The sequence below is a fragment of the Streptococcus mitis SK1080 genome, assembly GCF_000220085.1.
In the GTDB taxonomy this organism is placed as follows: domain Bacteria; phylum Bacillota; class Bacilli; order Lactobacillales; family Streptococcaceae; genus Streptococcus; species Streptococcus mitis_K.
In genome coordinates this window covers 1-26,964 of the sequence record NZ_AFQV01000017.1, presented here as the reverse complement: position 1 = coordinate 26,964, position 26,964 = coordinate 1, and the positions used below count along the sequence as shown (strand labels likewise).

Annotated in this window: 26 protein-coding genes, 1 tRNA gene and 3 pseudogenes; 9 read left to right on the top strand and 21 right to left on the bottom strand. The window is 37.4% G+C overall.

All coding sequences use genetic code 11. The features are described from left to right. Positions 1-30: 30 nt before the first annotated feature. Positions 31-930 (bottom strand): zinc metalloprotease HtpX, encoded by a 900-nt coding sequence (gene htpX / locus HMPREF9957_RS06445; protein ID WP_000895745.1) that lies wholly within the window; start codon positions 928-930, stop codon positions 31-33. A 1-nt stretch (position 931) separates the two neighbouring features. After that, positions 932-1,492: a LemA family protein gene (locus HMPREF9957_RS06440; RefSeq protein ID WP_000219828.1), complete on the bottom strand. Its 561-nt coding sequence runs from the start codon at positions 1,490-1,492 to the stop codon at positions 932-934. A gap of 93 nt (positions 1,493-1,585) precedes the next feature. Here HMPREF9957_RS06440 and rsmG point away from each other — a divergent pair. Both rsmG and HMPREF9957_RS06430 read left to right on the top strand, forming a co-directional pair. After that, a pseudogene (gene rsmG / locus HMPREF9957_RS06435) lies at positions 1,586-2,298 on the top strand (16S rRNA (guanine(527)-N(7))-methyltransferase RsmG). 204 nt (positions 2,299-2,502) lie between these two features. Next, positions 2,503-3,786 (top strand): uracil-xanthine permease family protein, encoded by a 1,284-nt coding sequence (locus tag HMPREF9957_RS06430; RefSeq protein ID WP_004242339.1) that lies wholly within the window; start codon positions 2,503-2,505, stop codon positions 3,784-3,786. A gap of 247 nt (positions 3,787-4,033) precedes the next feature. Here HMPREF9957_RS06430 and ffh read toward each other — a convergent pair whose 3' ends face one another. The 3 genes from ffh to HMPREF9957_RS06410 all read right to left on the bottom strand — a co-directional run bounded on the left by ffh (position 4,034) and on the right by HMPREF9957_RS06410 (position 6,417). After that, positions 4,034-5,605 carry a signal recognition particle protein gene (ffh, locus tag HMPREF9957_RS06420; RefSeq protein WP_000863641.1) on the bottom strand — a complete coding sequence of 524 codons (1,572 nt, stop codon included), beginning with the start codon at positions 5,603-5,605 and terminating at the stop codon, positions 4,034-4,036. A gap of 11 nt (positions 5,606-5,616) precedes the next feature. Continuing rightward, a complete protein-coding gene (locus HMPREF9957_RS06415) occupies positions 5,617-5,949 on the bottom strand; it encodes a putative DNA-binding protein (protein WP_000402065.1) in 333 nt (110 codons plus the stop codon). A gap of 90 nt (positions 5,950-6,039) precedes the next feature. Then, positions 6,040-6,417, bottom strand: coding sequence for a YwiB family protein (locus tag HMPREF9957_RS06410; protein WP_004242372.1), 378 nt, complete (start codon positions 6,415-6,417; stop codon positions 6,040-6,042). A gap of 71 nt (positions 6,418-6,488) precedes the next feature. Here HMPREF9957_RS06410 and HMPREF9957_RS06405 point away from each other — a divergent pair, with 71 nt between their 5' ends. Both HMPREF9957_RS06405 and yidA read left to right on the top strand, forming a co-directional pair. Further along, positions 6,489-7,793, top strand: a complete 1,305-nt coding sequence (locus tag HMPREF9957_RS06405; RefSeq protein WP_001003491.1) for an HD domain-containing protein — start codon at positions 6,489-6,491, stop codon at positions 7,791-7,793. 12 nt (positions 7,794-7,805) lie between these two features. Further along, on the top strand, positions 7,806-8,612 hold the full coding sequence (gene yidA, locus HMPREF9957_RS06400) for a sugar-phosphatase (protein WP_000023514.1): 807 nt from the start codon (positions 7,806-7,808) through the stop codon (positions 8,610-8,612). A 236-nt stretch (positions 8,613-8,848) separates the two neighbouring features. On the opposite strand, the gene HMPREF9957_RS06395 is transcribed toward yidA, so the two are convergent. From HMPREF9957_RS06395 to HMPREF9957_RS06335, 13 genes and pseudogenes are all read right to left on the bottom strand, one after another. Continuing rightward, a complete protein-coding gene (locus tag HMPREF9957_RS06395; RefSeq protein ID WP_000353936.1) occupies positions 8,849-10,063 on the bottom strand; it encodes an MFS transporter in 1,215 nt (404 codons plus the stop codon). A 274-nt stretch (positions 10,064-10,337) separates the two neighbouring features. Continuing rightward, the gene (locus HMPREF9957_RS06390) at positions 10,338-10,895 is read right to left on the bottom strand and encodes a CYTH domain-containing protein (protein WP_001003834.1); all 558 of its coding nucleotides are present in this window, start codon (positions 10,893-10,895) and stop codon (positions 10,338-10,340) included. A 233-nt stretch (positions 10,896-11,128) separates the two neighbouring features. Next, complete coding sequence (locus HMPREF9957_RS06385) at positions 11,129-11,995, bottom strand: helix-turn-helix domain-containing protein (RefSeq protein ID WP_000537001.1); 867 nt, start codon at positions 11,993-11,995, stop codon at positions 11,129-11,131. Positions 11,996-12,535: 540 nt separating this feature from the next. Further along, positions 12,536-12,991 (bottom strand): annotated as a pseudogene (locus HMPREF9957_RS06380) (tyrosine-type recombinase/integrase); the annotation flags it as partial. Between the two features lie 21 nt (positions 12,992-13,012). Further along, entirely contained in the window at positions 13,013-13,387 is a 375-nt protein-coding gene (locus HMPREF9957_RS06375; RefSeq protein ID WP_001257559.1) for a HepT-like ribonuclease domain-containing protein, read from the bottom strand. Beyond that, on the bottom strand, positions 13,368-13,682 hold the full coding sequence (locus HMPREF9957_RS06370; protein WP_000263131.1) for a nucleotidyltransferase family protein: 315 nt from the start codon (positions 13,680-13,682) through the stop codon (positions 13,368-13,370). Before HMPREF9957_RS06370 ends, HMPREF9957_RS06375 begins: the two co-directional genes overlap by 20 nt. A gap of 45 nt (positions 13,683-13,727) precedes the next feature. Next, entirely contained in the window at positions 13,728-13,889 is a 162-nt protein-coding gene (locus HMPREF9957_RS06365) for a type II toxin-antitoxin system RelB/DinJ family antitoxin (RefSeq protein ID WP_000077978.1), read from the bottom strand. 364 nt (positions 13,890-14,253) lie between these two features. Continuing rightward, positions 14,254-14,325 (bottom strand) — tRNA-Arg (locus tag HMPREF9957_RS06360). A gap of 42 nt (positions 14,326-14,367) precedes the next feature. Beyond that, complete coding sequence (gene rplS, locus HMPREF9957_RS06355) at positions 14,368-14,715, bottom strand: 50S ribosomal protein L19 (RefSeq protein ID WP_001068669.1); 348 nt, start codon at positions 14,713-14,715, stop codon at positions 14,368-14,370. A 118-nt stretch (positions 14,716-14,833) separates the two neighbouring features. After that, positions 14,834-15,163, bottom strand: coding sequence for a fluoride efflux transporter CrcB (gene crcB / locus HMPREF9957_RS06350; RefSeq protein ID WP_004242366.1), 330 nt, complete (start codon positions 15,161-15,163; stop codon positions 14,834-14,836). Beyond that, complete coding sequence (gene crcB, locus HMPREF9957_RS06345; RefSeq protein ID WP_000712102.1) at positions 15,157-15,531, bottom strand: fluoride efflux transporter CrcB; 375 nt, start codon at positions 15,529-15,531, stop codon at positions 15,157-15,159. The genes crcB (HMPREF9957_RS06350) and crcB (HMPREF9957_RS06345) overlap by 7 nt, the downstream gene beginning before the upstream one ends. Then, positions 15,528-15,794, bottom strand: a complete 267-nt coding sequence (locus HMPREF9957_RS06340) for a chorismate mutase (RefSeq protein ID WP_000362490.1) — start codon at positions 15,792-15,794, stop codon at positions 15,528-15,530. Before HMPREF9957_RS06340 ends, crcB (HMPREF9957_RS06345) begins: the two co-directional genes overlap by 4 nt. Before the next feature lie 115 nt (positions 15,795-15,909). Beyond that, positions 15,910-16,353, bottom strand: coding sequence for a flavodoxin (locus tag HMPREF9957_RS06335; protein ID WP_001162128.1), 444 nt, complete (start codon positions 16,351-16,353; stop codon positions 15,910-15,912). A gap of 103 nt (positions 16,354-16,456) precedes the next feature. On the opposite strand from HMPREF9957_RS06335, the gene HMPREF9957_RS06330 reads away from it, so the two are divergent. From HMPREF9957_RS06330 to HMPREF9957_RS06315, 4 genes are all read left to right on the top strand, one after another. Next, positions 16,457-17,392 (top strand): DHH family phosphoesterase, encoded by a 936-nt coding sequence (locus tag HMPREF9957_RS06330; protein ID WP_000401751.1) that lies wholly within the window; start codon positions 16,457-16,459, stop codon positions 17,390-17,392. Between the two features lie 95 nt (positions 17,393-17,487). Continuing rightward, entirely contained in the window at positions 17,488-17,730 is a 243-nt protein-coding gene (locus HMPREF9957_RS06325) for a type B 50S ribosomal protein L31 (protein ID WP_000710760.1), read from the top strand. Positions 17,731-17,918: 188 nt separating this feature from the next. Further along, entirely contained in the window at positions 17,919-18,203 is a 285-nt protein-coding gene (relB, locus tag HMPREF9957_RS06320; protein WP_000235835.1) for a type II toxin-antitoxin system RelB/ParD family antitoxin, read from the top strand. Then, positions 18,193-18,552, top strand: coding sequence for a type II toxin-antitoxin system RelE/ParE family toxin (locus HMPREF9957_RS06315; RefSeq protein ID WP_000639592.1), 360 nt, complete (start codon positions 18,193-18,195; stop codon positions 18,550-18,552). The genes relB and HMPREF9957_RS06315 overlap by 11 nt, the downstream gene beginning before the upstream one ends. Before the next feature lie 221 nt (positions 18,553-18,773). Here the strand turns inward: HMPREF9957_RS06315 and HMPREF9957_RS06310 are convergent, their stop codons facing one another. Beyond that, positions 18,774-20,171, bottom strand: coding sequence for an N-acetylmuramoyl-L-alanine amidase (locus HMPREF9957_RS06310; protein WP_000844423.1), 1,398 nt, complete (start codon positions 20,169-20,171; stop codon positions 18,774-18,776). Positions 20,172-20,420: 249 nt separating this feature from the next. On the opposite strand from HMPREF9957_RS06310, the gene HMPREF9957_RS06305 reads away from it, so the two are divergent. After that, positions 20,421-21,572 carry a CAP domain-containing protein gene (locus tag HMPREF9957_RS06305; protein WP_001060867.1) on the top strand — a complete coding sequence of 384 codons (1,152 nt, stop codon included), beginning with the start codon at positions 20,421-20,423 and terminating at the stop codon, positions 21,570-21,572. Between the two features lie 82 nt (positions 21,573-21,654). On the opposite strand, the pseudogene HMPREF9957_RS13405 reads toward HMPREF9957_RS06305, so the two are convergent. After that, positions 21,655-22,498: pseudogene (locus HMPREF9957_RS13405) on the bottom strand (IS630 family transposase). 372 nt (positions 22,499-22,870) lie between these two features. Beyond that, positions 22,871-26,964, bottom strand: a 4,094-nt coding sequence (locus tag HMPREF9957_RS06290; RefSeq protein ID WP_000596245.1) for a DUF1542 domain-containing protein, incomplete at its 5' end; no start/stop codon positions are given.

Sequence of the window (26,964 nt, the reverse complement as noted above, 5' to 3'; positions counted from 1 at the left end):
GATTTTAAAGGCTCTTTTCCAGCCTTCATTTTACATATGTTTTAAGCGTTCAATCCGCTCTGAGATAGGTGGGTGGGTGTAAAAGAGTTTTTGGAACCCTCCACCTTTTTTGGGATCATTAATATAAAGTGCACTGCTGGCATCATCGACAGGACGACTCATCGGTTTACTATTATCCAACTTACGTAGAGCATTGATCATCCCTTGAGGATTGCGCGTCAACTCAACACTGGAAGCATCAGCTAGGAATTCCCTCTGACGAGAAATAGCTAGTTGCACCAAGGTTGCAGCGAGAGGTGCCAGCACAATAGCTAGTAGGGAAACCACTAGCATAATGATTTCAAGACCATTTCCATCTCTATCATCGTCACTTCGTCTGCGACCTGCGCCACCCCACCACATCATACGACCTGCCATACTAGAAAGCATGGTGATAGCACTAGCAAGGGCAACAGCAATAGTCGAAATTCTAATATCGTAGTTACGAATATGACTGACTTCATGGCCCATAACAGCTTCTAGCTCCTCACGATTCATGATAGCTAGAAGGCCTGAAGTCGCAGCAACCGCTGCGTTTTGAGGGTTAGAACCTGTCGCAAAGGCATTTAAGGCTGGATCATCAATGATGAAAACACGGGGCATAGGAATCTGAGCGACCATAGCCATATCTTCCACTACATGGTAGAGGTCTGGTGCCATTTGCTCATCAACCTCACGCGCTCCATTCATGGACATGACAATCTCTGTCGATTGAAAAATCATGGACAAGGCGTAGATAAAGCCGATAATCAGTGCGATAACCAAACCACCAAGCCCAGATCGCATAAAGAGGTAACCAACCGCATAGCCAACAAGAGCTAAGAGTAGGAAAAATACCAGCAATAAAATCCACGTTTTTCGTTTATTGCTTGCAATTTGATCAAACAACATCTTAGTCACCTAAACCGCTAAAATCAACCTTAGGAACCGCCTTTTCCTCTTCTGGTGTTTGAAGGAAATCTGCTGCTTTAAATCCAAACATCCCAGCGATAATATTGCTTGGGAAAGTTTCTAATTTTACATTGTAGTTGCTGACAACACTGTTATAGAGTTGACGAGAGTAAGAAATTTTATTTTCTGTATTTGTCAACTCCTCTTGCAATTTAACAAAGTTTGCACTAGCTTTCAAATCTGGATAGCTTTCTGCAACTGCAAAAATACCTGAAACCTGACGAGTAAGTGCATCACTAGCTTTCATAGCTTCTGCTGGTGAAGTCGCTGCCGCCACTTGGTTACGTAGTTCTGCCACCTTTTCAAGGGTAGAACCTTCATATTTGGCATAACCTTTTACAGTCTCAATCAAGTTTGGCAAGAGGTCATTTCGACGTTTCAACTGAACATCAATCTGACTCCAAGCCTCCTTTGTTTGCATACGATTCTTAACCAAACCATTATAGCTAACAATCACAAAAATAACAACAAGAGCGATAACTCCAAGAATAATCCAAGTCATTATATAAGTCCTTTCTGCTTTTAGATTAGTACCAGTATATCAAATTTTTAATGATTGTGGTAAAATAAGATGATACTAAAGAAGGAAAAAACTATGAAACCAGAAACATTTTACAACTTGCTTGCCGAGCAGAACCTTCCACTTTCGGACCAGCAAAAAAACAATTTGATCGTTATTTTGAACTCTTGGTCGAGTGGAATGAAAAAATTAATCTAACAGCTATTACAGACAAGGAAGAAGTTTATCTCAAACATTTTTACGATTCGATTGCACCCATTCTGCAAGGCTTGATTCCCAATGAAACTATCAAACTTCTTGACATCGGTGCTGGGGCAGGATTTCCTAGTCTACCAATGAAAATCCTCTATCCTCAGTTAGATGTGACCATCATTGATTCGCTCAATAAGCGCATCAACTTCCTCCAACTTTTGGCTCAGGAGCTGGATTTGGATGGTGTTCATTTCTACCATGGACGTGCCGAAGATTTTGCTCAAGACAAGAACTTCCGAGCTCAATATGATTTTGTAACAGCTCGTGCGGTTGCCCGCATGCAGGTTTTATCTGAATTGACAATTCCTTACCTTAAAGTTGGCGGAAAACTATTGGCACTCAAGGCCAGCAATGCGCCTGAGGAATTATTAGAAGCTAAGAATGCCCTCAATCTCCTTTTTAGTAAAGTAGAAGACAATCTCAGCTACGCCCTACCAAATGGAGATCCGCGTTATATCACAGTGGTAGAAAAGAAAAAGGAAACGCCTAACAAATACCCAAGAAAGGCTGGCATGCCAAATAAACGCCCGCTTTAAATTTTTAAGTAAAAAAATATTTACAAAGTTTGCAATTTTTGCTATACTATCACAAGCAAAGGTTTTTAATGTCATCCCGTGAGGTGACGAAGACGCAGAAATATTTGAAACTCTTTAAAGTCTAGATTTTAGAGAAGTCTTACTCTGAGGGCCTATTGCTGTAAAATAATGGGCTCTTTTTTGATGCCCAAAAGTGAGGTTTATATGAAACAAGAATCAACTGTTGATTTGTTACTAGACGTTGACCAACGTCCTTCGGCTGGAAAAGGAATTCTCCTTAGCTTCCAACACGTTTTCGCCATGTTCGGTGCGACCATCTTGGTACCATTGATTTTGGGAATGCCTGTATCTGTTGCACTTTTTGCTTCAGGTGTAGGAACACTCATCTACATGATTTCAACTGGTTTTAAAGTTCCCGTTTATCTAGGTTCTTCATTTGCCTTTATCACAGCAATGTCGCTTGCTATGAAAGAAATGGGTGGTGATGTGTCTGCTGCTCAAACAGGGGTTATCTTGACTGGTTTGGTCTATGTCCTTGTGGCTGCTGGTGTTCGTTTTGCAGGTACAAAATGGATTGATAAACTCTTGCCACCAATCATCATCGGACCTATGATCATCGTTATCGGTCTTGGACTTGCAGGTTCAGCTGTTACCAATGCTGGTCTTGTAGCTGATGGAAATTGGAAAAATGCTCTTGTAGCAGTTGTTACTTTCTTGATTGCTGCCTTTATCAATACAAAAGGAAAAGGTTTCCTAAGAATCATTCCATTCCTCTTTGCCATTATCGGTGGTTACCTCTTCGCACTAACTCTTGGCTTGGTTGATTTTACACCAGTTCTTAAAGCTAACTGGTTCGAGATTCCTGGTTTCTACTTGCCATTTAGCACAGGTGGTTCCTTTAAAGAATACAATCTTTACTTTGGTCCAGAAACCATCGCCATCTTGCCAATCGCTATCGTAACAATTTCTGAACATATCGGAGACCATACTGTTTTGGGTCAAATCTGTGGCCGTCAATTCTTGAAAGAACCAGGTCTTCACCGTACTCTTCTTGGTGACGGTATCGCAACTTCAGTTTCTGCCTTCCTTGGTGGACCAGCCAATACAACTTACGGAGAAAATACAGGGGTTATCGGTATGACTCGTATCGCTTCTGTCTCAGTTATCCGTAACGCTGCCTTCATCGCGATTGCTCTTAGCTTCCTTGGCAAATTCACTGCCTTGATTTCAACTATTCCAAACTCTGTACTTGGTGGTATGTCAATTCTTCTCTATGGAGTTATCGCCAGCAACGGTTTGAAAGTCTTGATTAAAGAACGTGTTGATTTCGCTCAAATGCGTAACCTAATCATCGCAAGTGCTATGTTGGTCCTTGGACTTGGAGGAGCTATCCTTAAACTTGGTCCAGTTACCCTTTCAGGTACTGCCCTATCAGCCATGACAGGAATCATCTTGAACTTGATCTTGCCATACGAAAATAAAGACTAATACTCTTCGAAAATCTCTTCAAACCACGTCAACGTCGCCTTGCCGTATATATGTGACTGACTTCGTCAGTCTTATCTACAACCTCAAAACAGTGTTTTGAGCAGCCTGCGGCTAGTTTCCTAGTTTGCTCTTTGATTTCCATTGAGTATAAGAGTCTAAACATATCAAAAAAACGAGCATTTCCAATTACGGAAGTGCTCATTTTTCTTCTTTCTAAAAAAGGAAAGCCCTGCGATCTTCCCTTGTCTTACTTGCGTTTCTTCTTTGCTTTTTTCATTTTGTTAGCCATGCGTTTCATGGACTGTTTCATAGCAAATTCACCGATTTTACCTTTTAGTCCACCACCAAACATCTGACTCATATCTGGCATTCCTGCTCCTCCAAGAGCTGACAAGTCAGGCATACCGCCTTGTCCCATCATTCCTTCAAGGGCAGACATATCCATTCCTCCCATATTTGGCATGTTTTTAGGAAGGTTGTTTGGATTGATCCCCATTTGCTTCATCATTTTGTTCATATCTCCAGACATGACACCTTGCATGAGCTGTTTAGCCTGGTTAAAGTCCTTGATAAATTTATTGACTTCGACAAATGTATTTCCAGAGCCTGCAGCAATACGACGGCGACGGCTTGGATTTAACAAATCTGGATTTTCACGTTCTTCAGGTGTCATGGAAGACACAATAGCACGTTTGCGCGCAATCTGACGCTCATTTACCTTCATGTTTTGAAGGGCTGGATTGTTAGCCATACCTGGAATCATCTTGAGCAAGTCTTCCATTGGCCCCATATTTTGCACCTGATCCAATTGATCAATGAAATCATTGAAATCAAAGGTATTCTCACGCATTTTCTCAGCCATTTCAAGGGCTTTTTGCTCATCGTATTCTTGAGAAGCTTTCTCAATCAAAGTGAGCATATCCCCCATACCAAGGATACGGCTAGACATGCGGTCTGGGTGGAAGGTTTCAATGTCCGTAATCTTTTCACCTGTACCAGTGAACTTGATTGGTTTTCCAGTAATGTGACGAACAGATAGAGCCGCACCACCACGAGTATCGCCATCAATCTTGGTAAGGATAACCCCAGTCACTTCCAACTGAGCATTAAACTCACGCGCAACATTGGCCGCTTCTTGACCAATCATGGCATCAACTACGAGCAGAATTTCGTTTGGTTGAGCCAATGCTTTCACATCACGAAGCTCATTCATCAGAAGCTCATCAATCTGCAAACGACCTGCCGTATCAATCAAGACATAATCGTTGTGATTGGCTTGGGCTTGTTCCAAACCTTGACGTACAATCTCAACAGCTGGTACTTCTGTCCCAAGAGCGAAAACCGGCACATCAATCTGTTGCCCCAGTGTCTTCAACTGGTCAATAGCCGCAGGACGGTAAATATCCGCCGCAATCATCAAAGGACGGGCATTTTCTTCTTTCTTGAGTTTGTTGGCCAATTTACCAGCAAAGGTTGTTTTACCAGCTCCCTGCAAACCGACCATCATGATGATTGTAGGAATCTTAGGAGACTTGATAATCTCAGCCGTATCAGAACCTAAAACGGTTGTCAGTTCCTCATCAACGATTTTAATAATTTGTTGCGCAGGATTAAGGGTATCAATGACCTCATGCCCGACTGCACGCTCACGAACTTTCTTGATAAAGTCCTTTACAACAGGCAAGGCAACGTCGGCCTCAAGCAAGGCCAAGCGAATTTCTTTGGTTGCCTCTTGGACATCAGATTCAGAGATTTTTCCTTTTTTACGTAAATTTTTAAAGACGTTCTGCAAACGTTCTGTTAAACTTTCAAATGCCATTTTTCTTCCTCTTATTCTCTATTATCAATGCTTGTTAAAATTTCTATCTGCTCTTGCAGAAAAGTATCCTCTGGATAGCGCTCCAAAATCTGATCAAAAATTTGACTGCGAACAATGTAGTCCGAGTACATGTGCAATTTCATCTCATAATCTTCCAGAATCTTTTCTGTCCGCTTGATATTATCATAGACAGCCTGACGACTAACGCCGAACTCTTCAGCAATCTCAGCAAGGCTGTAATCATCAGCGTAGTAGAGCTCGATATAATTCATTTGCTTGTCTGTCAAAAGCGCCGCATAAAATTCAAAGAGCGCATTCATACGATTGGTTTTTTCAATTTCCATAACTTTTATTATACCAAAAATTAGCCTAATCTACCACACTAGGAAGCTAATCCGAGAAGATAGCTAGCTAAATTTGAAAAAGACATGAGCCTAGCCCCAAGTAATTTCCAATTGATAGCGGGCAAAGGGATGTCCCTCTTGATTTTGTAGTTGATAATCTAGCTCAATCTTTTGCCCATCTACTTGATAATGGCTCGTTTGGATGATAAACTCCTGCATGCCCATAGGTGTAGGAATATAGGCTAAACTATCGCTATCCTTTAGAAAGCGCATAATGGTCTTGGGATTGGAAAAACGGCTCATCACCAGCTCTTGACCATGAAATTTAATCACTACTTTTTCCTTTTCCTCATTGTAGAAAAGCAGGTAGCTATAATCTCCTTTTTCATGCACTTCCACGTCATAAAGCTGGTCAATCACTTCCAACTGCTCATCAAACTGAATCGTATTTCGCATCCGAATCTTCACATCAAGTCCTCTTTCTTGTCTCTTGTCCTACTATTTTACCAAAAACTCTAGCTTTTTGCTATAATGGTCATATGAACGAAAAAGTATTCCGTGACCCAGTTCACAACTACATCCATGTCAATAATCAAATCATCTATGACTTGATTAATACAAAAGAATTTCAGCGTTTGCGTCGTATCAAACAACTGGGAACTTCCAGTTATACCTTCCACGGTGGAGAACATAGTCGCTTCTCTCACTGTCTAGGAGTCTATGAAATTGCACGACGTATCACGGAGATTTTTGAAGAAAAATATCCTGAAGAATGGAATCCTGCCGAGTCACTCCTCACCATGACCGCTGCTCTCCTACATGACCTTGGACATGGTGCCTACTCCCATACTTTTGAACATCTCTTTGACACAGATCACGAAGCCATTACTCAGGAAATCATCCAAAGCTCTGAGACAGAGATTCACCAAGTCCTACTACAAGTAGCGCCAGATTTTCCAGAAAAGGTGGCCAGTGTCATTGACCATACCTATCCTAATAAGCAGGTCGTGCAACTCATTTCTAGCCAGATTGATGCGGACCGCATGGACTATCTCTTGCGCGACTCCTATTTTACAGGAGCTTCCTATGGAGAATTTGACCTGACTCGCATCCTCCGAGTCATTCGTCCTGTCGAAAATGGCATCGCCTTTCAGCGCAATGGCATGCACGCCATCGAAGACTATGTCCTCAGTCGCTACCAGATGTACATGCAGGTTTATTTCCACCCCGCAACACGTGCCATGGAAGTTCTCCTACAGAATCTCCTCAAACGGGCTAAGGAACTTTATCCAGAAGATAAGGACTTCTTTGCACGAACATCTCCACATCTCCTTCCTTTCTTTGAAAAAAATGTGACCTTGTCTGATTATCTGGCTCTGGATGATGGTGTGATGAACACCTATTTCCAGCTATGGATGACCAGTCCTGACAAGATTCTTGCTGACTTATCGCAACGCTTTGTCAACCGCAAGGTCTTTAAATCCATTACCTTTTCACAAGAAGATCAAGACCAACTCGCTAGCATGAGAAAATTGGTTGAGAACATCGGCTTTGATCCTGACTACTATACTGCCATTCATAAGAACTTTGACCTTCCTTATGATATCTATCGTCCTGAATCTGAAAATCCACGGACACAGATTGAGATTTTACAAAAAAATGGAGAACTAGCCGAACTCTCTAGCCTGTCTCCTATCGTCCAATCCCTTGCGGGCAGTCGCCACGGAGATAATCGTTTCTATTTTCCAAAAGAAATGTTGGACCAAAACAGCATCTTCGCAAGTATTACCCAGCAATTTTTACACTTGATTGAGAACGATCATTTTACCCCAAATAAAAACTAGAAGAGGAAATTTATGAGTATTAAACTAATCGCCGTCGATATTGACGGAACCCTAGTCAACAGCCAAAAGGAAATCACTCCTGAAGTCTTTTCTGCCATCCAAGATGCCAAAGAAGCTGGTGTCAAAGTCGTCATTGCAACTGGCCGCCCTATCGCAGGTGTTGCCAAACTTCTGGACGACTTGCAGTTGAGAGACGAGGGTGACTATGTGGTGACCTTCAATGGTGCCCTTGTCCAAGAAACTGCTACAGGACATGAGATTATCAGCGAATCCTTGACCTATGAGGATTATCTAGATATGGAATTCCTCAGCCGTAGGCTCGGTGTCCATATGCACGCTATTACCAAGGACGGTATCTACACTGCCAATCGCAATATCGGAAAATACACAGTGCACGAATCAACCCTCGTCAGCATGCCTATCTTCTACCGCACACCTGAAGAAATGGCTGACAAGGAAATTGTCAAGTGTATGTTCATAGATGAGCCAGAAATCCTCGATGCTGCGATTGAAAAAATCCCAGCAGAATTTTATGAGCGCTACTCCATCAACAAGTCTGCTCCTTTCTACCTCGAACTCCTTAAAAAGAATGTGGACAAAGGTTCAGCCATCACTCACTTAGCTGAAAAACTCGGATTGACCAAAGATGAAACAATGGCTATCGGTGACGAAGAAAATGACCGTGCCATGCTGGAAGTCGTTGGCAACCCCGTTGTCATGGAAAATGGAAATCCAGAAATCAAAAAAATCGCCAAATACATCACCAAAACAAATGACGAATCTGGCGTTGCCCATGCCATCCGTACATGGGTATTGTAAAATAATATGAATATAGAAAAAGCACTCCAGAAGTTAGTGATACTGTACTGACCCCAAAAGTTAGACAGAAAAAATTTTACTTTTGGGGTGCAGTTCAAGATTCAGTATTTTTGGTTTCTAGTTCTATCCCCTTAATAATTATTAAATCTGAAAAAGGTAGTACATTATGTAAAACCTTTTTCAATTTTTTATTTTACTACGAATTAATATTATTTTTTCTAATGATAATTAATCCACTAATCTTCCTTTATAAATATTGCAGTTCTTTTCTTAGTTAGCTTTTTTTCATAACTCTTTATAAGAATAACCAATAAACTACTTAGTAATCCCAAAATAACTAGACTTAATCTCGGGTTTAAAAGCCAATTAAAATAAGCAGCCAGTATCCCTCCAAAAGGGGCAAAAATGGTAGCTATTACAAAAGAACTAGAAAGTATTTTACCAATATTATACTCAGTACTTTCTTGTTGCTGTATTGTTGTAATTGAGACAGAAGCTATTGTAATTAGTCCACTCAAAATTGAGTAACAAATTCCAAAAAATATCCAATTTTCTACTATTCCGCTTGCCATAATGACAAGTGGGATAGTTGCCATTGATATATTCATTAAGATAAAGGTATCCTTCTTATTCAAAAACGTAGAAAGAAAGGTTACTGCTATCAAACTACCAAATCCAGCAATGGAGTATACAATTCCAACAAGACTATTTGATAATTTTAATTGATCCTGTAAATAATAAATAATCGTTGCATTGAAGCCTAGCATAGCGATATTCACAACAATAGTAAAGAGTAAAGAAATCCTCAACTTAATATTTGTAAAGTTCTCTTTAAAACCTACAAAAATTTCTTTTATATCATCATTACCATTCTCCTTGTGTTCTTGATCTGGAATATATGAAATTAGTATTGAAAGAAATAACAATAAGAAAGAAGCACTATTTATAAAAAAAATACTATTAATATTAAACTTTAACATTAATACCCCTGCTAGAGCTGGAGAAATTAATTTTGAAATAGTTCGTACACCTTGAAATTGAGAATTATATTTTTGTAATTCTTCCTTCTCAAATAAAGCAGGAGTAATGACTGAGAATCCTGTTTGAAAAAGTGTCGAAAATAAAGGTATCAAAAATGCAATAATATAGTAAAAAAATATAGAAACTGAATATTTAGATAAAATCGGTATTACACTACATAATAATGCAGGTATTAATGTAGACCATAATAGTATTTTTTTCTTATTGAAATTATCCAATAAGTAACCCATAACAAATCCCAAGAAGAATTGAGGTAGCAATTCAATAATCACCATTCCTCCCATTGCAAAAGACGAATGAAATTCTTGGTAAATTAAGATTGGAAAAGCAATTTTCTGAAATCTATCTCCAACATTTGATATAAACTCACCAAACGTAATTGTGTAAAACGTTTTCTTGTTAATATCCAAAATGTCCCTTCTTTCTAGTTAAATCACTATGAATATCACTTTTTATTAAATCGGTAAGACTTATTCCAAACCTCTTTGCAAGAGTTGGTACCTCACTAGTTTCACTTAAACCATACATAGTTTCTAACTCAATGAAATATACATCCTCACCAGATACTCTAAAATCAAGATAAAGGTATCCTTCTTATTCAAAAAGTAGAAAGAAAGGTTACTGCTATCAAACTTCCAAATCCAGTAATTGAGTAAACAATCCCAACAAGACTATTTGATAATTTTAATTACGTCCATTTTTTTCTCTCATTAATTGGACATAGCCCTTTGTTTCTATTTTTGAATTTAAAAACGAGAACTCTCCGCACATTTTATCATAAAAATTACTATAATCTTCTTTTGAAAAATCTCCTAAAATCTCTATCTCAAGATAAAACCCAAGACCATCAATCTTATCTAGATTAATCGTTTTATTTTCTAATTCATCATGATAAGTCTTTCTATGTTTACTTATTGTGAAAATATTTGAAAATCCATCTTGCAAGATATTTCTTACAAATTCTAATTTTTCAGATTCTAACTCTATTTCACTTTCACTCCACATTCCTTGTTTTATCGTATCTTTTCTTGTGAAAATACTTGCTCTATTATCATCTTCTTGACGAATTCTGTAGATAAAGCTACCTACCTCATCATTTTCAAATTCTCTTCCTTTTGTTTTAAAATATTCATCAACTTGCTTATTTTCATTCTTAAATTTATAAGATTTTTCTAAATATGAAATAGCATTATTATAATCTTTCTCATCGTTGAGTTCAAATCTAACTTCTAATTCATTCATTAATTTTACCTCTCAATTCTTCAAAGGCTGAAGTCTCTTTACATTCACTCAGTCTATAGTAAGTTTCTGTAGATGTTTTATGGACAAAAAGCCTAATATTTTCTTGTACTCATTTTAGCACTTCAATATAATAATGTCAAGAATTTTAATAATGTTTTTTATTTATTTTTATTAAATACATATTTGTATCTTTCTGGATTAAAAAAACGATGCTTAATTGAACATCGTCTTTACTATTCTGTTATATCTGCAATATAATGCTCGATTTTAAGAGCCATTGACATATTGCCCTCAAGCTTATACAGGAAATAAGCTGTTTCAAAGTACTCTTTTACTGCAACTTTAGAAGAAAAATTCTTACTGACATTTCCCATCAATACATACAAATCAGCCAAAAGATATGTTGTTCTATACGTCTTACATTGCTTTATCGTATCTGTGATTTTAGTAATAGCCTCTTCAGTATTATTCTGCAACCATAGATAGCGACAAACATTATAATTAAATTTAATAGAAAGGTTTAATTCTTCGATTGTGTTTAACTTGAGTTGATTTACTTGATACTCTAACTTTTCTCGAATTTCATTAAAACTCTCTAAATCTTCAATATCATAATAAAAATTAAATAGAGTATTTGAAACTTGAAGGTAGATCAGGTCAGTTACATTTAACTGAGACAGTACCTTCTCCAATCTTGCCACACCCTCCTCTTTTTGCCCATAGAGATAAAAATCTATAAGAGATTTTATCCACTCCATATAAAACTTATCTACTAGAGACAAGCGATGTACCTTTACACTCTCTAATTCATATATATATTTCAAAGACTCATAATTTCGATTTGTGATAAATGTCTGGGCTAACTTCTTAAACTCTGATAACTCATCAATCTCCTCTCCAATCTGCTCATTAAAAAAATAATCTATACTAACTTTTAACTTCTTAGACAGAGCATATAAAAAGTCTGCTCCTGGAGTAAATTCTCCATTCTCTAATCGACTAATCTGCCCCTGTTTACATATCCCCTCAGCCAATTCTCGCTGAGACATTTTTAATTCTTTTCGTCTATTTTTTAATCTTGTTGCTAAAAGTGTGCCCACGTTTGCATTTTCCTTTTCTATTCGATTTCAATTTCAATTGTAACATGATTAAATTTTAAATACAAATTAATAAAGCAAAAGATACAAATTATATATAAGCAATGACTAGATAGGTTACCTTTGAAAACCTATCCCTTCTTCTTTTGAAATTTTCTTACTCAAGCGATTGATAAAACTATTAACATTAAATGTACTAGATGTTAGACTATCACGTTTAGATTTTGCTATTGATAGATTTAACAGACCAGAAATAGTCTTTTACAACATATCAAATTCAGGAGAATAATAAGGATTTTCCCCATTTTTTACACTCTCTAGTTCATAACAATCAATTCATCTTGTCACAAACCTTAGCCCAAAAAATCCACACCAAATCTTTTCGAAAGCTGTTTAAAGCTTTGTACTTGCTTTCTGAATTCATAAATCTGAACCTTTACCTCATTTGTCCAATTCCATAATAAAAATAAGGACATTCTAATAAAGGAAGTCCTTATTTTTCCTATTTAATTGGTCAAAATTATTTTATCCTTTTACTAACATTCATTCTCTTACTAAATCATACTTTTTATTAATAACCCTCTTTTAGAGTATGTCCGTAAGTTTGAATAATTTGTTGTATATCTTTATGCCTTAGTAATCTTGAAACAGCCCATATATCAACACCTTTTGATAATAAATATGAACCGTAAATATGCCTGCCTGCTGTTGCTATCATGGTTTGACTACCTATCCCAAGTTCGGATAAAAATACTTTCAAGCATTTATTCAATCCATAATTTGTAGAAAGTTTATACCTTCTATCACAAAAGATCAAATCATATTTCTTTAATTCGTCACGATTATAAAGAACCTTATCTTGTTCCTCTTTCAATGCATCCAATACAGATATTAAATCTTCATCAATAAGAATTTCTCTTATGAAAGTATTCGTTTTTTGAGGAACAAAATTTGTCGATTTCTAGCAAATCTTTCATACGTCTTTATAGTTTGTCTTTCTGAAAAATAATATTTTCTAGTTTATGATTCACCTTCTAATTCTATTATAATCGAGTATAAAGATTCTTTCGTTTTGGGAACAGATTCCTTCAATATACCCTCTATAATTTTAAAATTTAAGTTGGAATAATTATGATAAATAAAATTTCTAAAACCTTTTATCTGAATCCAGTTTATCCTATCTGAATACTTCTGTTTTACTTCCTCTGATAATTTGCCTAAGGATAACTGTTCTCCTACTTGTCCTAAATTCATAGCGATAGAATCAACTACCATATCATCATCTAAAGGTAAATTATATCTTCTTGCTTTTTCCAAAACAGCAACAGCCTTATCAAGATATAAAATCATATCCTTCAAATAGGCTATATCAGTTTCAAGAGATTGACTTCTCATAAATAACCTCTCTATCATTCAAAAAATTTTTCTTAACTAACTTCCCAATATTCGTTTTTGGAGAAAGTAAATCACTAACCAATAGAATATCTATATTACCATCAAAAATAGTTAAAAGCCTACCATATACATCAAAATATATCGAATCATCCTCTAACTCCAAAGCAATATCAACATCACTTTGTCCATCAGCTTCACCCCTAGCATAAGAGCCAAATAGATAAATTTTAGATAAATCATATTGTTTAGCAACAGGAACAATTTTTTCCTTTATCTGATCTATTGTATAAACCATAACTAAACCCCTTTATATCATATATAGCCATACTTTTATTTCAGCTTACTCAGAATCAAGTTTAACATCAAAAGGAATGCTTCTTGTCAACACACTTTGCTTCAAAAACAACTTCACAGCAGTTGACATATCCAACCCCAACTCATTAAAAATCGCAGTCGCTTCTTTTTTCAATTCATCATCTACTCTTACAGCAATTTGTGACACAGCATTTCTCCTTGATTTATTCTGTATATCTATTGTATCACCTTGAGTAAGACACTTCAACTTTTTTTAATTATTAAATACAAAACAAAATAGACCAGTTTCCTAATCTATAGTAAATCTAATCTAGAATAGTACAATATGGTTCCTAAAACATTAATAGAAATTAGTTTAAATTTTTAATCTATTTGCTGAGTTTTTATTTCATTTCACTATATTTTATTCTATATTAATTGACTTTTGGTAAAATTTTAATCATGAATTAGTCAAAGAAAAAATACTAACCTATTTTAAAAAACTAAATTGTGGTGATTGCCCATAGACAAACACTTTGAATTTTCTTTGTCTTTCTTTACATTTCTAAAAATGCCCCCTGCAGGAATCGAACCTGCAACTACTCCTTAGGAGGGAGTTGTTATATCCATTGAACTAAGGGAGCTAGATAAAAACTCTGCTAAAGAAGCAGAGTTTTTTAGTCGAATTAACGACGGATTTCTTTGATACGAGCTGCCTTACCTTGAAGTGCACGCAAGTAGTACAATTTCGCACGACGTACTTTACCGTAACGTACAACTTCGATTTTTTCAACACGTGGAGTGTGGATTGGGAAGATACGCTCAACACCTACACCGTTAGAGATTTTACGAACTGTGTAGTTTTCTGAGATACCAGCACCTTTACGTGCGATAACAACACCTTCAAAAATCTGGATACGTTCACGGTTACCTTCGACAACTTTCGCGTGTACACGAACAGTGTCACCAGGACGGAATGATGGGATATCTGTACGAAGTTGACCTTCAGTCAAGCTTTGGATTAATGGATTCATTTTATTCTCCTATCTTTGTCAATCTTGAGGAACCTTCCTCAGCGGATAAACTGTATTTTTGTGCGTCCATTACACACAAGATACAGTTTACCAAATTTCCACAAAAAAGTAAAGAAATTTATAGCAGAATTCCTAAAAAAATCGCAACCGAACCACCTAGGTAGGTCAAAGCTAAATAAGAATAAAATACCTTCTTATCACTTAGCAGTCTTTGGAGTTCATCATTCAAGGTGGAAAAAGTTGTCAAACCGCCACAAAAACCCGTCGCTAAAATAGCATAGATTTCCTTAGACTCTACATGATTGTAGAATAATCCAATCAAAAAACACCCTAAAAGATTGGCTATAAGCGTTCCGAGTGGCAATTTAGATGCTTGATTATAGCGGGAAAAGAAATAGCGCACTAAAGCTCCGAAACCACAAGCAATTGCAAGATAGACCATTACCATTTCTTCCTCCCTAGAAAATAAGCCAAAAGTAGGCCTCCACCAATACTCAAAAGCAAATACAGTACTAAACTAAGATAACGCCCTGTATCCAGTAGTTTCACAGCATCAAGCATGAGGCTAGAAAAGGTTGTTAAACCTCCACAAAAGCCCGTCCCAAGTGCTAAAACCAAGCCCTTACTAGTCCCCTTATAGACCAGATAGCCCTTGACAAGATAAACCAAGCAGAAAATGCCTAGATAGTTAACAAGAAGGGTTCCCCAAGGAAAGTCAGGGCTGGCTGGTAACCAAGTGGAAACCAGGTAGCGGACAAGTCCGCCCAACATAGCAGCTAGAAAAATCCCTAGCGGATAAAATTGTTCTTTTTTCATTTGATATTTTGATCCTGATAATCACGCGAACGTTTGAGTATGTCCGAAAATGTTGCGACAATAGTCTCCTGATAGCGCTTGTCTTCTACACGATTTCTGACCTTTTCAAAAATAACTGCTTCTCTCTTGGTATCTAAAATCGGTTTACCTGATGCTTTCTTATAAGCAACTACACCCTCAACCAAATGCATTCGTTCTTCTAAGAGCTTGACAATTTGATCGTCGATTTGATCAATTTCTTGACGAATACTATCTAAATCCATACAATCTCCTCCTTTATTTGAATTATTGTATCAAAAAGCCACTAAATAGGCTAGTAAAATCCCAACTCTCGATAAGAAAAATGCACTGATTGATTGTATCAGCGCACTTTTATGCTTATCCTACTTTAGCAGCCAATTCTTCTGCGAATTGTTCTAAACGTTCAATGTCTTCTTCCTCAGCAGAAAGATCAACTTTAACACACTCTGAACCTTTTTCTGCCCCTGTTGAAACAAAAACGCGGTCAAAGTCATCTACAGCCTTACAAAATTCATCGTAGAAGGTATCTCCTGAGCCGACCACTCCGTATATTTTGCCATTCAAGTTGAGATCTGCTAGGTCTTCGTAGAAGTCCATCATCTCATCTGGCAATTCACCATCACCATAAGTATAGGTCGCAACGATAGCGATGTCTGCTTCTAAGAAGTCTGAAGCGTCAACAGTTGTACATTCATCAACATCGACATCCAAGCCCAAGTCACGTAATTTGTCTGCTACAATATCTGCAATTTCTTCGGTATTACCGGTCATACTGGCAAATACAATTTTTGCTAATGCCATATCGTCCTCCTCAATTTATCTTTCTCCATTATATCACATCTTTTTCATTTTAAAAATAAAAATTCTTGTGCTACAATGAAATGAGAAAGAATTGAGGTTATTTATGGAAATTTGCCATCAAATTTTAGAAAAAATCAAAGAATACGACACGATTATCATTCATCGTCATATGAAACCAGACCCTGATGCCTTGGGAAGTCAAGTGGGCTTGAAAGCCTTGCTGGAATATCATTTCCCTGAAAAAACCATCAAAGCCGTAGGTTATGATGAACCAACTCTAACTTGGATGGCTGAGATGGATCTTGTTGAAGATAGTGTCTACCAAGGCGCCCTTGTCATCGTCTGTGATACGGCTAACACCGCTCGTATCGATGATAAGCGCTATAGTCAAGGTGATTTTCTCATTAAGATTGACCACCATCCAAATGATGATGTATATGGTGACCTATCATGGGTGGATACTAGTTCAAGCAGTGCTAGCGAGATGATTGCCCTATTTGCTGAAACAACCCATCTGGCCTTGTCAGATCGCGCTGCTGAATTGCTCTTTGCAGGAATCGTTGGTGATACAGGTCGTTTCCTCTACCCTTCTACCACTGCACGGACTCTTCGCCTGGCTGCCTCTCTGAGAGAACAGAACTTTGATTTTTCGGCTCTCACTCGCAAAATGGACACTATGAGCTACAAAATTGCTAAACTTCAAGGCTACATCTACGACCATCTGGAAGTGGATAAAAATGGTGCTGCTCGCGTTATCCTGAATCAAGAAGTCTTGAAACAATTCAATGTTACCGATGCTGAAACTGCCGCTATTGTAGGAGCTCCTGGACGTATTGACAGTGTGAGTCTCTGGGGGATTTTTGTGGAGCAGGCTGATGGCCACTACCGAGTTCGCTTACGCAGTAAAATCCATCCTATCAATGAAATTGCCAAGGAACATGATGGCGGAGGCCACCCGCTAGCAAGTGGTGCTAATTCCTATAGCCTAGAGGAAAACGAAATCATCTACCAAAAGTTAAAAAACTTGCTTAAAAACTGATAAAATACTTGCCAAACTTTTCAGAATCTGATAGACTAGTATGGTAACAATCTATGGCTCGCAAAGAGACCATGGCAGAAAGGAAATATTGCAAAATGAAAAAAGATATCCATCCAGAATATCGCCCAGTTATCTTCATGGACACAACTACTGGTTACCAATTCCTTAGCGGTTCAACAAAACGCTCTAACGAAACAGTTGAGTTCGAAGGTGAAACTTACCCATTGATCCGTGTGGAAATTTCATCAGACTCACACCCATTCTACACTGGACGTCAAAAGTTCACTCAAGCAGATGGACGCGTGGATCGTTTCAACAAAAAATACGGTCTCAAATAATGATAAAAAGACAGCTTCGGCTGTTCTTTTTTGTTTCTTGAAATTAACTACTGTTTCATGTTCCAGCCTCAAAAAAACTTTGCACTCTAGATAGCCACACAATGGTTTCCAGAGTACAAAGTTTTTTCTTGCCTAAAAAATATAAAAGATATATACTAGCTATATATCGTATAGATTGGAGATATATCATGGCTACATCACTTACTAAGCAATACAATTTTAAAATCAACGAGTCATCAATGGAACAAGCTAGAGCTATCATTAAGGAAAAAGGAATGACTATGACGGATGCTATTAGTCTTTTTATCGAGCAGATTGTTCTCGAACAGGATTTGCCAATAAAAACTGCAGAAGATTTACACCGTGAACGATTGATTCAGGAGCTACAAGCCCAATCTGAACGCGCCTTAAGAGAATATGAATCCGGACAAGGAACTTCCCTAGATGACATGAGGCTACGATATGATTTATAAAGTGATTCTATCTACTGAAGTGAGTCAGGCAATTGACAGTATCCATAACTACATCAGCACTGTTCTTTTATCACCCCAGTCGGCTAAGAATACTGTAGCCAAAATTTTAGACGGCTTAAAAAGTTTAGAAACTTTTCCTGAAGCTGGCTTTGATGCAGATGAAAAAATAGGACTAAAAATCAACAGTAAGTACCCTACGCGAGGAAAAATTATCGGTCAGTATATCTTGCTTTACTTTATCGACCAAACTCAAAGAACTGTTTTTCTTTCCCACTTATTCCACACCAAAAGTGACTATGTTACCTTGCTCCAAAGCAAAAATAACAAAAACTCAAAATCATCATTTTAATGTCCACCACTCTCTTAATAACCTTGTACTTATAAGGAACACAGTCTTCATTTTAACTAAAAAATAAAAAAACTTTGTACTCTAGCTAGCCACACAATGGCTTCCAGAGTACAAAGTTTTTTATTAGACAAGGTTTAGTCTTCCTTATCTTGATTTTCAGTTCCTTACCCAAAAAAAACTAAGCCTAGGACAATCTCCAAAGCTTAGTTTGATGTAGTTTTTTAATTTCCAACGTAATATTTTTGAATTCCTTTAATAATACCTTCAACCAACTTATCTTGGTATTGTTCACTACGGATTCGTTGGTTTTCTTCTGAATTATCCATATAACCCAACTCTAGTAGCACAGCAGGTTTCGCAGTCTCACGAAGAACAGCGAAGGTGGCTTGCAGAAGTCCAGCATCTCTAGCTCCTGTCTCGGCCAAGAGAGATGAATGAAGATCTGAGGCCAAACGATTACTTTCACTCATACGGTCTGGATTATTGTGCCAGTATTGATTAATCTTGCTCGGGTAACCAGCCTCTTCCTTATAAGAATAAGTCTGTATTCCCAGATTCAGCGTTGTGTCATTCCCAGTAGCGTTAAAATGAATACTAATAAAGAAGTCTGCATTCGTCTTATTTACCATACGAGAACGTTCTGTCACAAAGTCAACGTCCACATCACTATCTCGAGATGTTAGAACTGTATAGCCCAGTTCCTCTAAACGTTTCCGCAATTTACGAGAGACCTGTAAGTTCAAATCTTTTTCAGCTATTCCATAATAGTAAGCGCCCGAATCACGTCCACCATGCCCAGGATCTAGGAAGATTGTTTTACTATAGTGCCCCTTTTCAAATCCTTTTGGAAGTTCTTGAACCCATTTACCATTATCTTTGAAAAAATGGCTGCTTCCATTAATAGTATAAGTTCCAGTGACATAAACGCCATCTTCTTTAAGATAATACCAAGCTTGATAATCTTGATCATAAATCCACTCTTTGTGAGCCATGTAGCCACCAGATTTTAGATAGTAAGAGCCAATCCATTGCTGTTCAACATAGTGTCCGCCTGACTTGAGATAGAACCAGCTAGAGTAGTTAGGATCGTACACCCATTCTTTATCTGCCATAGCCCCACTGGATTTCAGGTAATAATTTCCCTTCCAGGTATTAGCCATCATGACACCATTTTGATCAAATGCATACCATTTACCATTGATTTGACTCCATTGGTTAGACAGATATTTTCCTGAACCATTGGTGTAGTACCACTTGTTAGCCATCTGATAGCAGCTATTTTCAAGTAAGTAACCATTCTTATCAAATAGGTAGCCCTCATAAAGAGTATCTGTAAATTTGACACCTGTTTGACTATAATAAGTCCACTTCCCGTCTTCTTTTACCCAACCAGTTTGTAGCTTAGACTCAGTAGGAAGAGTTGGCTTTGTCTCCTCCTCACTCGAACTAGGAGTCGTTGGCTGGTTTTCTGTAGCTGCTTGAGAAGCACTTGCAGAGCTAATAGTTGAACTAGCGATAGAGTTATTCGTAGGATGACTAGCATCATTAGCTAAAACTGTTTGGCTAGTCAATCCAAGAAGAGCCAGAGCAAGAATCGTAAATTTCTTATATGATTTCATTTATTTAACCTTTCTAGGGGAATGGAATCCCTGTGTTATTGAGTTCTTTGACTTCCTTGATGAAGGAGTTTTTATTATAACTTTCTCTTTATATTATACACTAAATGCAATCAAATATGACAAAAACTGCTAATACATCTTATTTTTTATGTCACTGAAAAAAGTAAAATCTGTGTATCTGGTTTCTACTTTATATTTGGATTTACTATGTACAAGGGAGATGTTATAATAAAAATAGGAGGACACAAAATGAACAATAAAACTAAAAAGTTCACACTTGCTACAGTTTTAGTACTTTCCTTGTTAGGTGCTGGAACTCTTACATCACAATCAGTAGCCGCTAATGATAGGCTGGTTTCCACTCAAGCAATCAATGGTCAATCCTACAATATCTTAAACTCTGAGGTCACTAGTACTTCTGCTGGTACTAGCTTAGTTGGGATTGAAGGGACTTTCTTAACGCCAGATAAACAGGCTATTCTAAATCGTATCAATACTATTCGAAAAGAGGCAGCAGATGAAGGTCTAGTTACTAGCTATGTTCCTATCAAATGGTCAACTGCACTAGAAAAAACTGCCTTTGTTCGTGCAGCAGAAGCTTCTATCACCATTAATCACACACGCTTGTCTAGTAAGGACATTTGGAGCGCTTGGCCTACAGGTAATTTCTCCCTAGCAGAAAACTTGGCTTGGAACTATGACGGATTTATGACAGCTATTAATCAATGGTATGAGGAAAAAGCAGATTACGTCAAATCTCGTAGTGGGGCAAGTGTCTCTGGTCAAACTGGACACTATAAATCCTTAATTGATCCAAAACTGACCTATATGGGGCTTGCAGCCTTTGAAAACCCTGCCACTCAAAATGGATGGATTACCGTTGCACAAAGTTTCGGAACAGTATCTGGTGGCTCTGAAGAATTAGCTGATGGTTATGGAAAGGCCATTCAATATACAGAAGCAAATTCTTCTCAGACTCAAACATTTGCGACTAAAGCGAATCTTTTTGACAAAGACTTGAAGGCTATCGGAACTCATAAAACCAAAACTGCAAATACAAATTCAAGTCAGAAAAATGGGTTCAATCATTCCCAATACTTCGGAAGTTGGATTCAATCAAACGGACGTTGGTGGTTTAAACACAATGACGGCTCATACACATCTAATGGTTGGGAACAAATCAATGGTGTTTGGTATCATTTTGATAACTCTGGTTGGATGCAAACAGGCTGGCTAAAAGATAGCGGTAACTGGTACTACCTTCAAGACTCAGGCGCTATGAAAACTGGTTGGATGAAAGTATCTGGTAAATGGTATTATGCATACAGCTCAGGCGCGCTCGCGATTAATACAACTACTCCTGATGGCTATCGTGTCAATGCTAACGGTGAGTGGATATAATGAACTAAAACAAAAATAAACAAAGGACAATCATTATTTAATTTTAAAGATGATATCCTTTGTTTTTTATATACTTTTATAGTCATTTAGTTTTAAAAAAGCGCTCCAAGCATTCAAAAATATTTGGGACTTCCCTTAATAAATCCGTCACCTTCTTTTCAAGATGGCCCAAGCTTGCTCAATAGTATTCAAATCTGGTGAATAAGGTGGTAGAGGTAAGAAAAAGTGTCTATCTTGAATGCAAAGTTCATCCAAGATGTTCTTGGGATGAAAACTATCATTGTCCATGACAATGATATGAGGTGTTTTCAAAGCAGGCAAGAGCTGCGTTTTGAACCACTCCACAAAGAAATCGCTCGTCATACTTTCCTTGTAAATCATAGGAGCTATAAACTCTCCATCTACTTGTCCTGCAACAATTGAAGTCCGCTCAAAACGCCGTCCACTAATCTTTTCATAGACTTTCTCCCCTCTATGAGCCCGTGCATAAGGACGATAGAGATAGCGGCCGATTCTCGTTTCATCAATATATACGACTGGTAAATCTTTTAGGTTATCCAAAATATCAAGAAATTCAGCGACTTTCTCTGGATTTTGTTCCTTAAAGCTAGTCGTCTTTTTTTAAAGTGACCTTAATCTGCTTTAAAGCTGCCCATACTGAAGGGACAGCACAATCAAAATGTGCCGCAATTTCCCGTAAAAAAGCGTCTGGATGAGTCTCTACAAAGGCTTTCAATTCCTCCAAAGGAATCTTCCGCTTTTTGACGACTCGCTTTTCCGCTCTAAGTGTCCTTGTTCACGTCTTTCTTTTCCCACGTGAAGAGAGTTCTGATGCCAACATCAAAAACTTTGGCTGCCTCGACATGGCTGTGTCCCTCTTTGATGTAATCTAATGCTCGCTGTTTAAAATTAATACTATATACCATAGCTTTATTATAACATGCTTATTTAAAACTAAACAACTATATAAAGTTGATTATCCCAGTAAAGAGCTTTAAAATAGTCTTTACGTACGTCCACCATAAACAAGATTGTGTAACCTATACAGGAACAATAGATTGCGGCATTAAAATATACTCCAATAATTTTACTTTCACTATAGTATACAGTGAGTTCTATAGTCTGGAGATTTTTCAATATACTTAGTTATTGGGCGATTACAAATCAGCCGTCCACTTCCTGAAATGCAAAAATCTCCTAGCAGACTTTCCTACTAGGAGATTTTATGTTATGAGAGGTACTTGTTTAAGCTCTAAAAATCGGATTTATCATCTGATAATTATCAAACAATCTACCAATTAAGCTTCTTCGTCTTCTTTACGACGACGGCCTGCAAGACCAAGACCAAGTAATGCACTTGCGGCAGCTGCTACCATAGCTACAGTAGAATCTGCTGTACCTGTATTTGGCAATTCTTTAGCTGCTTTACGCGCGTTTGTTGCTGCTTCTTGGCTAGCATTAACTGCTGCTTGAGTTGTAGCTAGAGCTACAGCTGGTGTTTGAGCAGATTGGTCGTTAGCTGGAGTTGCATGATCAGTTGCTGGAGCAACTTTCGCCATGAAGTCTTCGATGCGTTTAACCATTGTATCCACTTCTGCTTGACTTGCATCTGCATTAGCAAATACTTTCTTAGCATCTGCTAATAAGTCATTCGCTTCTTTTGCAGTTTCTGCATCAAGCTTAGCTGATTCTTTAATGATCAATTCATCTAATTGATGGATAGCACCTTCTAACTTAGCTTTATTCACTTTTGCGTCAGTTGCTTTGACTGCTTCTTCGGATACTTTTGCTTTTGCTGCTGCTTTTTCAATCGCTGCTTTTCCATCTTCTTTTGCTTTTGTAACTGCTTCGGCTGTTGTTGCTTTGTCGATTTCTGCAATTGCTTTTGTTGCTTCTTCAGCTACTTTTGCTTTCGCTGCTGTTTTTTGTTCTGGCGTTAAGTCTGGATTTGCGTCGATTGCTTTTTCTTTTGCTGCTTTAGCTGCTTCGATTTCGGCTTTTGCTGCTGCTTTTTCAATCGCTGCTTTTCCATCTTCTTTTGCTTTTGTAACTGCTTCGGCTGTTGTTGCTTTGTCGATTTCTGCAATTGCTTTTGTTGCTTCTTCAGCTACTTTTGCTTTCGCTGCTGTTTTTTGTTCTGGCGTTAAGTCTGGATTTGCGTCGATTGCTTTTTCTTTTGCTGCTTTAGCTGCTTCGATTTCGGCTTTTGCTGCTGCTTTATCAATGGCTACTTTTCCATCTTCTTTTGCTTTTGTAACTGCTTCAGCTGTTGTTGCTTTTTCAATTGCGTCAGTTGCTTTGGCTGCTTCTTCAGCTACTTTTGCTTTCGCTGCTGTTTTTTGTTCTGGCGTTAAATCTGGATTTGCATCGATTGCATTTGTTGCATTCTTAGCTGCTTCTTCAATAGCTTTCTTAGCTTCTGCTTTATCTACACTTTCTAAAAGTTTAGATGCTTCCGCTAGTTTTTCTTTCAATGCATTAATTTTAGCTTGTACTCTAAAGGCTTCTAGTTCTCCAGCATTATCTCCTTTAGCTAATAAATCTTTGGCTGCTTTTTTGGCTGCTGCAATATCTGCTTTTAATTTTTCAACCGCTTCATTATAAGCTTTAATACTTTCCGTAGTTTTACCTGTTGTATCTGCTAATTTAAGCTTTTCTTCTACCTTAGCTAAATCATCTTTTTGTTCTTGACTTGCTGCATCTACTAACTTATCTTTAGCTGTTTCTAACGCTTCTTTCTTCTCATTAATTTTCGCTAACGCAGCATCTACCTGATCTTGAGTTGCATTTTCATTTTCTAAGATTTTTTGAGCTACTGCAATCTCGTCTTCAGCCGCTTTTTTAGCTGCAGTATAAGCAGCTAAACTATCAGCTGTTTTACCTGTTGGAGTTTCTTCATTTTTCAATGTTTCTAATACAGTTTTAGCATTTGTTAATGCTTCTTTATTAGCTTTATCTTTTAGTAATTTTGCAGCTTCTGCTAATTTATCTTTAACAGCATTTACTTTTTCTTGTGCTTTTAAAGCATCCAATGCACTAGCATTTTCACCTTTTTCAGCAACTGCTTGAGCTGCTTTTTGTGCTGCTTCTAATTCTGCTTTAAACTCTTCATATTTTTTCTCGTATTCTGCAATACTTGCTGGAGTTTTTCCTGAAGTATCTGCTTTAGTCAATGCTGCTGCATCTTTTGCTAATTTGTCTTTCTCTGTTTGAGTGGCTGCTTCTACTAATTTACTTTTAGCATCAGCTAAAGCTTCTTTTGCGGCATTTATTTTTGTTAAAGCATTCGCAACATCTTCAGTTGTTGAATTAATATCAGCAATTACAGCTTCTGCTTCTTTTACTACTGCTTCTGCAGCTTTTTTAGCTTCATTGTATTTGTCAGCGGACTCTTTTGTCTTACCATCTGTAACGTTTGTCGCTTCTGTTGCTGTTTTTAATTCGTTTTTAGCTGTTTCTAACCCTGCTGTATCCCCTTTGTCTTTTAATAAAGCGGCAGCTTTATCTAATTCAGCTTTGATTTTATCAACTTCAATTTGCGCATCAGTTGCTTCTACTTTACCTGCATTTGCCTCTTTATCTAATACTTTTTTAGATTGTTCTTTTGCTTTGTTTATTGCATCTTCTAATTGTCTATATTGTGTATTATAGGCTTCAATACTTTTTGGTGTTTTACCACTAGTATCCGCAGCTTTCAACGCATCAGAATCATTTTTTAACTTCGTTTTTTGTTTTTCTGTTGCTGCAACTACTAATTTAGCTTCTGCTGCTTTCAACTCAGCTTTTGCTGCTTTTACATCTGCCACTGCTTGAGCAACTTGATCAACAGTCGCACTATCATTACCTATAACTGTGTTAGCTTTATCTACCTCAGCTTTCGCCGCATTTAAAGCATCGTTATAAACCTTAACTGTTTCTGGTGTTTTACCAGGAGTTGGATCGTCATCTACTAGTTTATCTAACTCTCCTTTTGAAGCCTCCAATGCTGACTTATCAACTTTCAATCCACTTTGTGTAGTTAAAGCGAGTTTTAGAAGATCTTGGTAATTTTTTGTTGAAGTTAAATTTTCAGGTTTTAACGCTTCTTTTATTGCATCTAATTGCGCTTGGTATGCAGCTTGTGTTTCTGGTGTTTTACCTCTCTTATCTGCATCGAGAGTTGCTAACAGTTTGTCATACACTCTTTGTAATAAAGATTTTGCTACTCTACTTGTGTCTTGCGCAATTGAGAAGTCAGCTCCTGTAACAGGCACTGAATATTTGTCATCCCAAGCTTGATAACTCATCCCTGTTTTATCTTGGTCTGCTAAACTTACTCTAACTTTGTAATGGTCTGCACCTTTTGGCAATTCAATAGGCTTACTCGTAAATGTCCCAGCCGTTCCATTTGGTTTATTCCCAGGTTGTGCCATTAATTTTTCAGCTTCTCTTTTACCGATGAAATTTGGACGTTCAGTATTATCTACTCCGGTATTAGAGTCAAATCTCACGCCTCCTTTTCCTGCACCTGAAATTTTTATTTTTTCTTTATTCGTTCCATCTTTAGCTGCTGTTACAATCTGTTTATCATCATTTATATTTTTAGAAGGATCAAAAACCGTCTCATAAACCTTAGTTTCCGTAGTACCTTCGATACTATAGACTTCTACTTTATATCTAGCTTTTTTACCTTCACTATCCCCAACATAACCAGGTTTAAACTTTACAATGACATCCGAACCTTCTTTAGTCGAATATGCTGTAAATATTTTTTCAATCCCTTTATATCTCGCAAGATTTTTTGTAATTCCTGTTCCTTCACCAGTCGGTTTATAAGTACTATTATCATAAGCTACTTCATCTCTATTACTTCTAGTTCTACTCTTTGATAATAATAACGTATACTCGGTATCTCTATCAAATGCTTGTTCTCGTAACCAAACTGTATCATCAAGTGTTGAATTTATAGTCTCAAGAGGGTAGACACCTTCTTCAGTTCTCCTAGCAATAGCGAACACTCCTCCATCTACTGCTGTCCATCCACCAAACTCTTTAATTTCTTTTACAGTACCTTTTTCAACTTGTTTACTATCACCTAAACTATCCATATTTTGTGAAAGTTTTGTATTATTTTCAACTGTAGGATTTAATGCTAATAAATTTTTAACTAAAGTGTTTAAATCTGCATTTTCAGCTGGTGCAGTATATGTTTGATTCGCAGATGGATCAGCATTCGTTGTAGCTGCATCTGTACGGAATGGTTTATTTTTATTCAATGCTTTTCCATTACGTTCATCTCTAGAACCAGAGTTTGCGATAGAATTCGTATCTGCTGCTTTCTCAGTATTTGTTGCTTTTTTACCTACAGTAGCTTTCCCATTTGTAGTATCTACTTCTGGTACTTCTTTTTTTC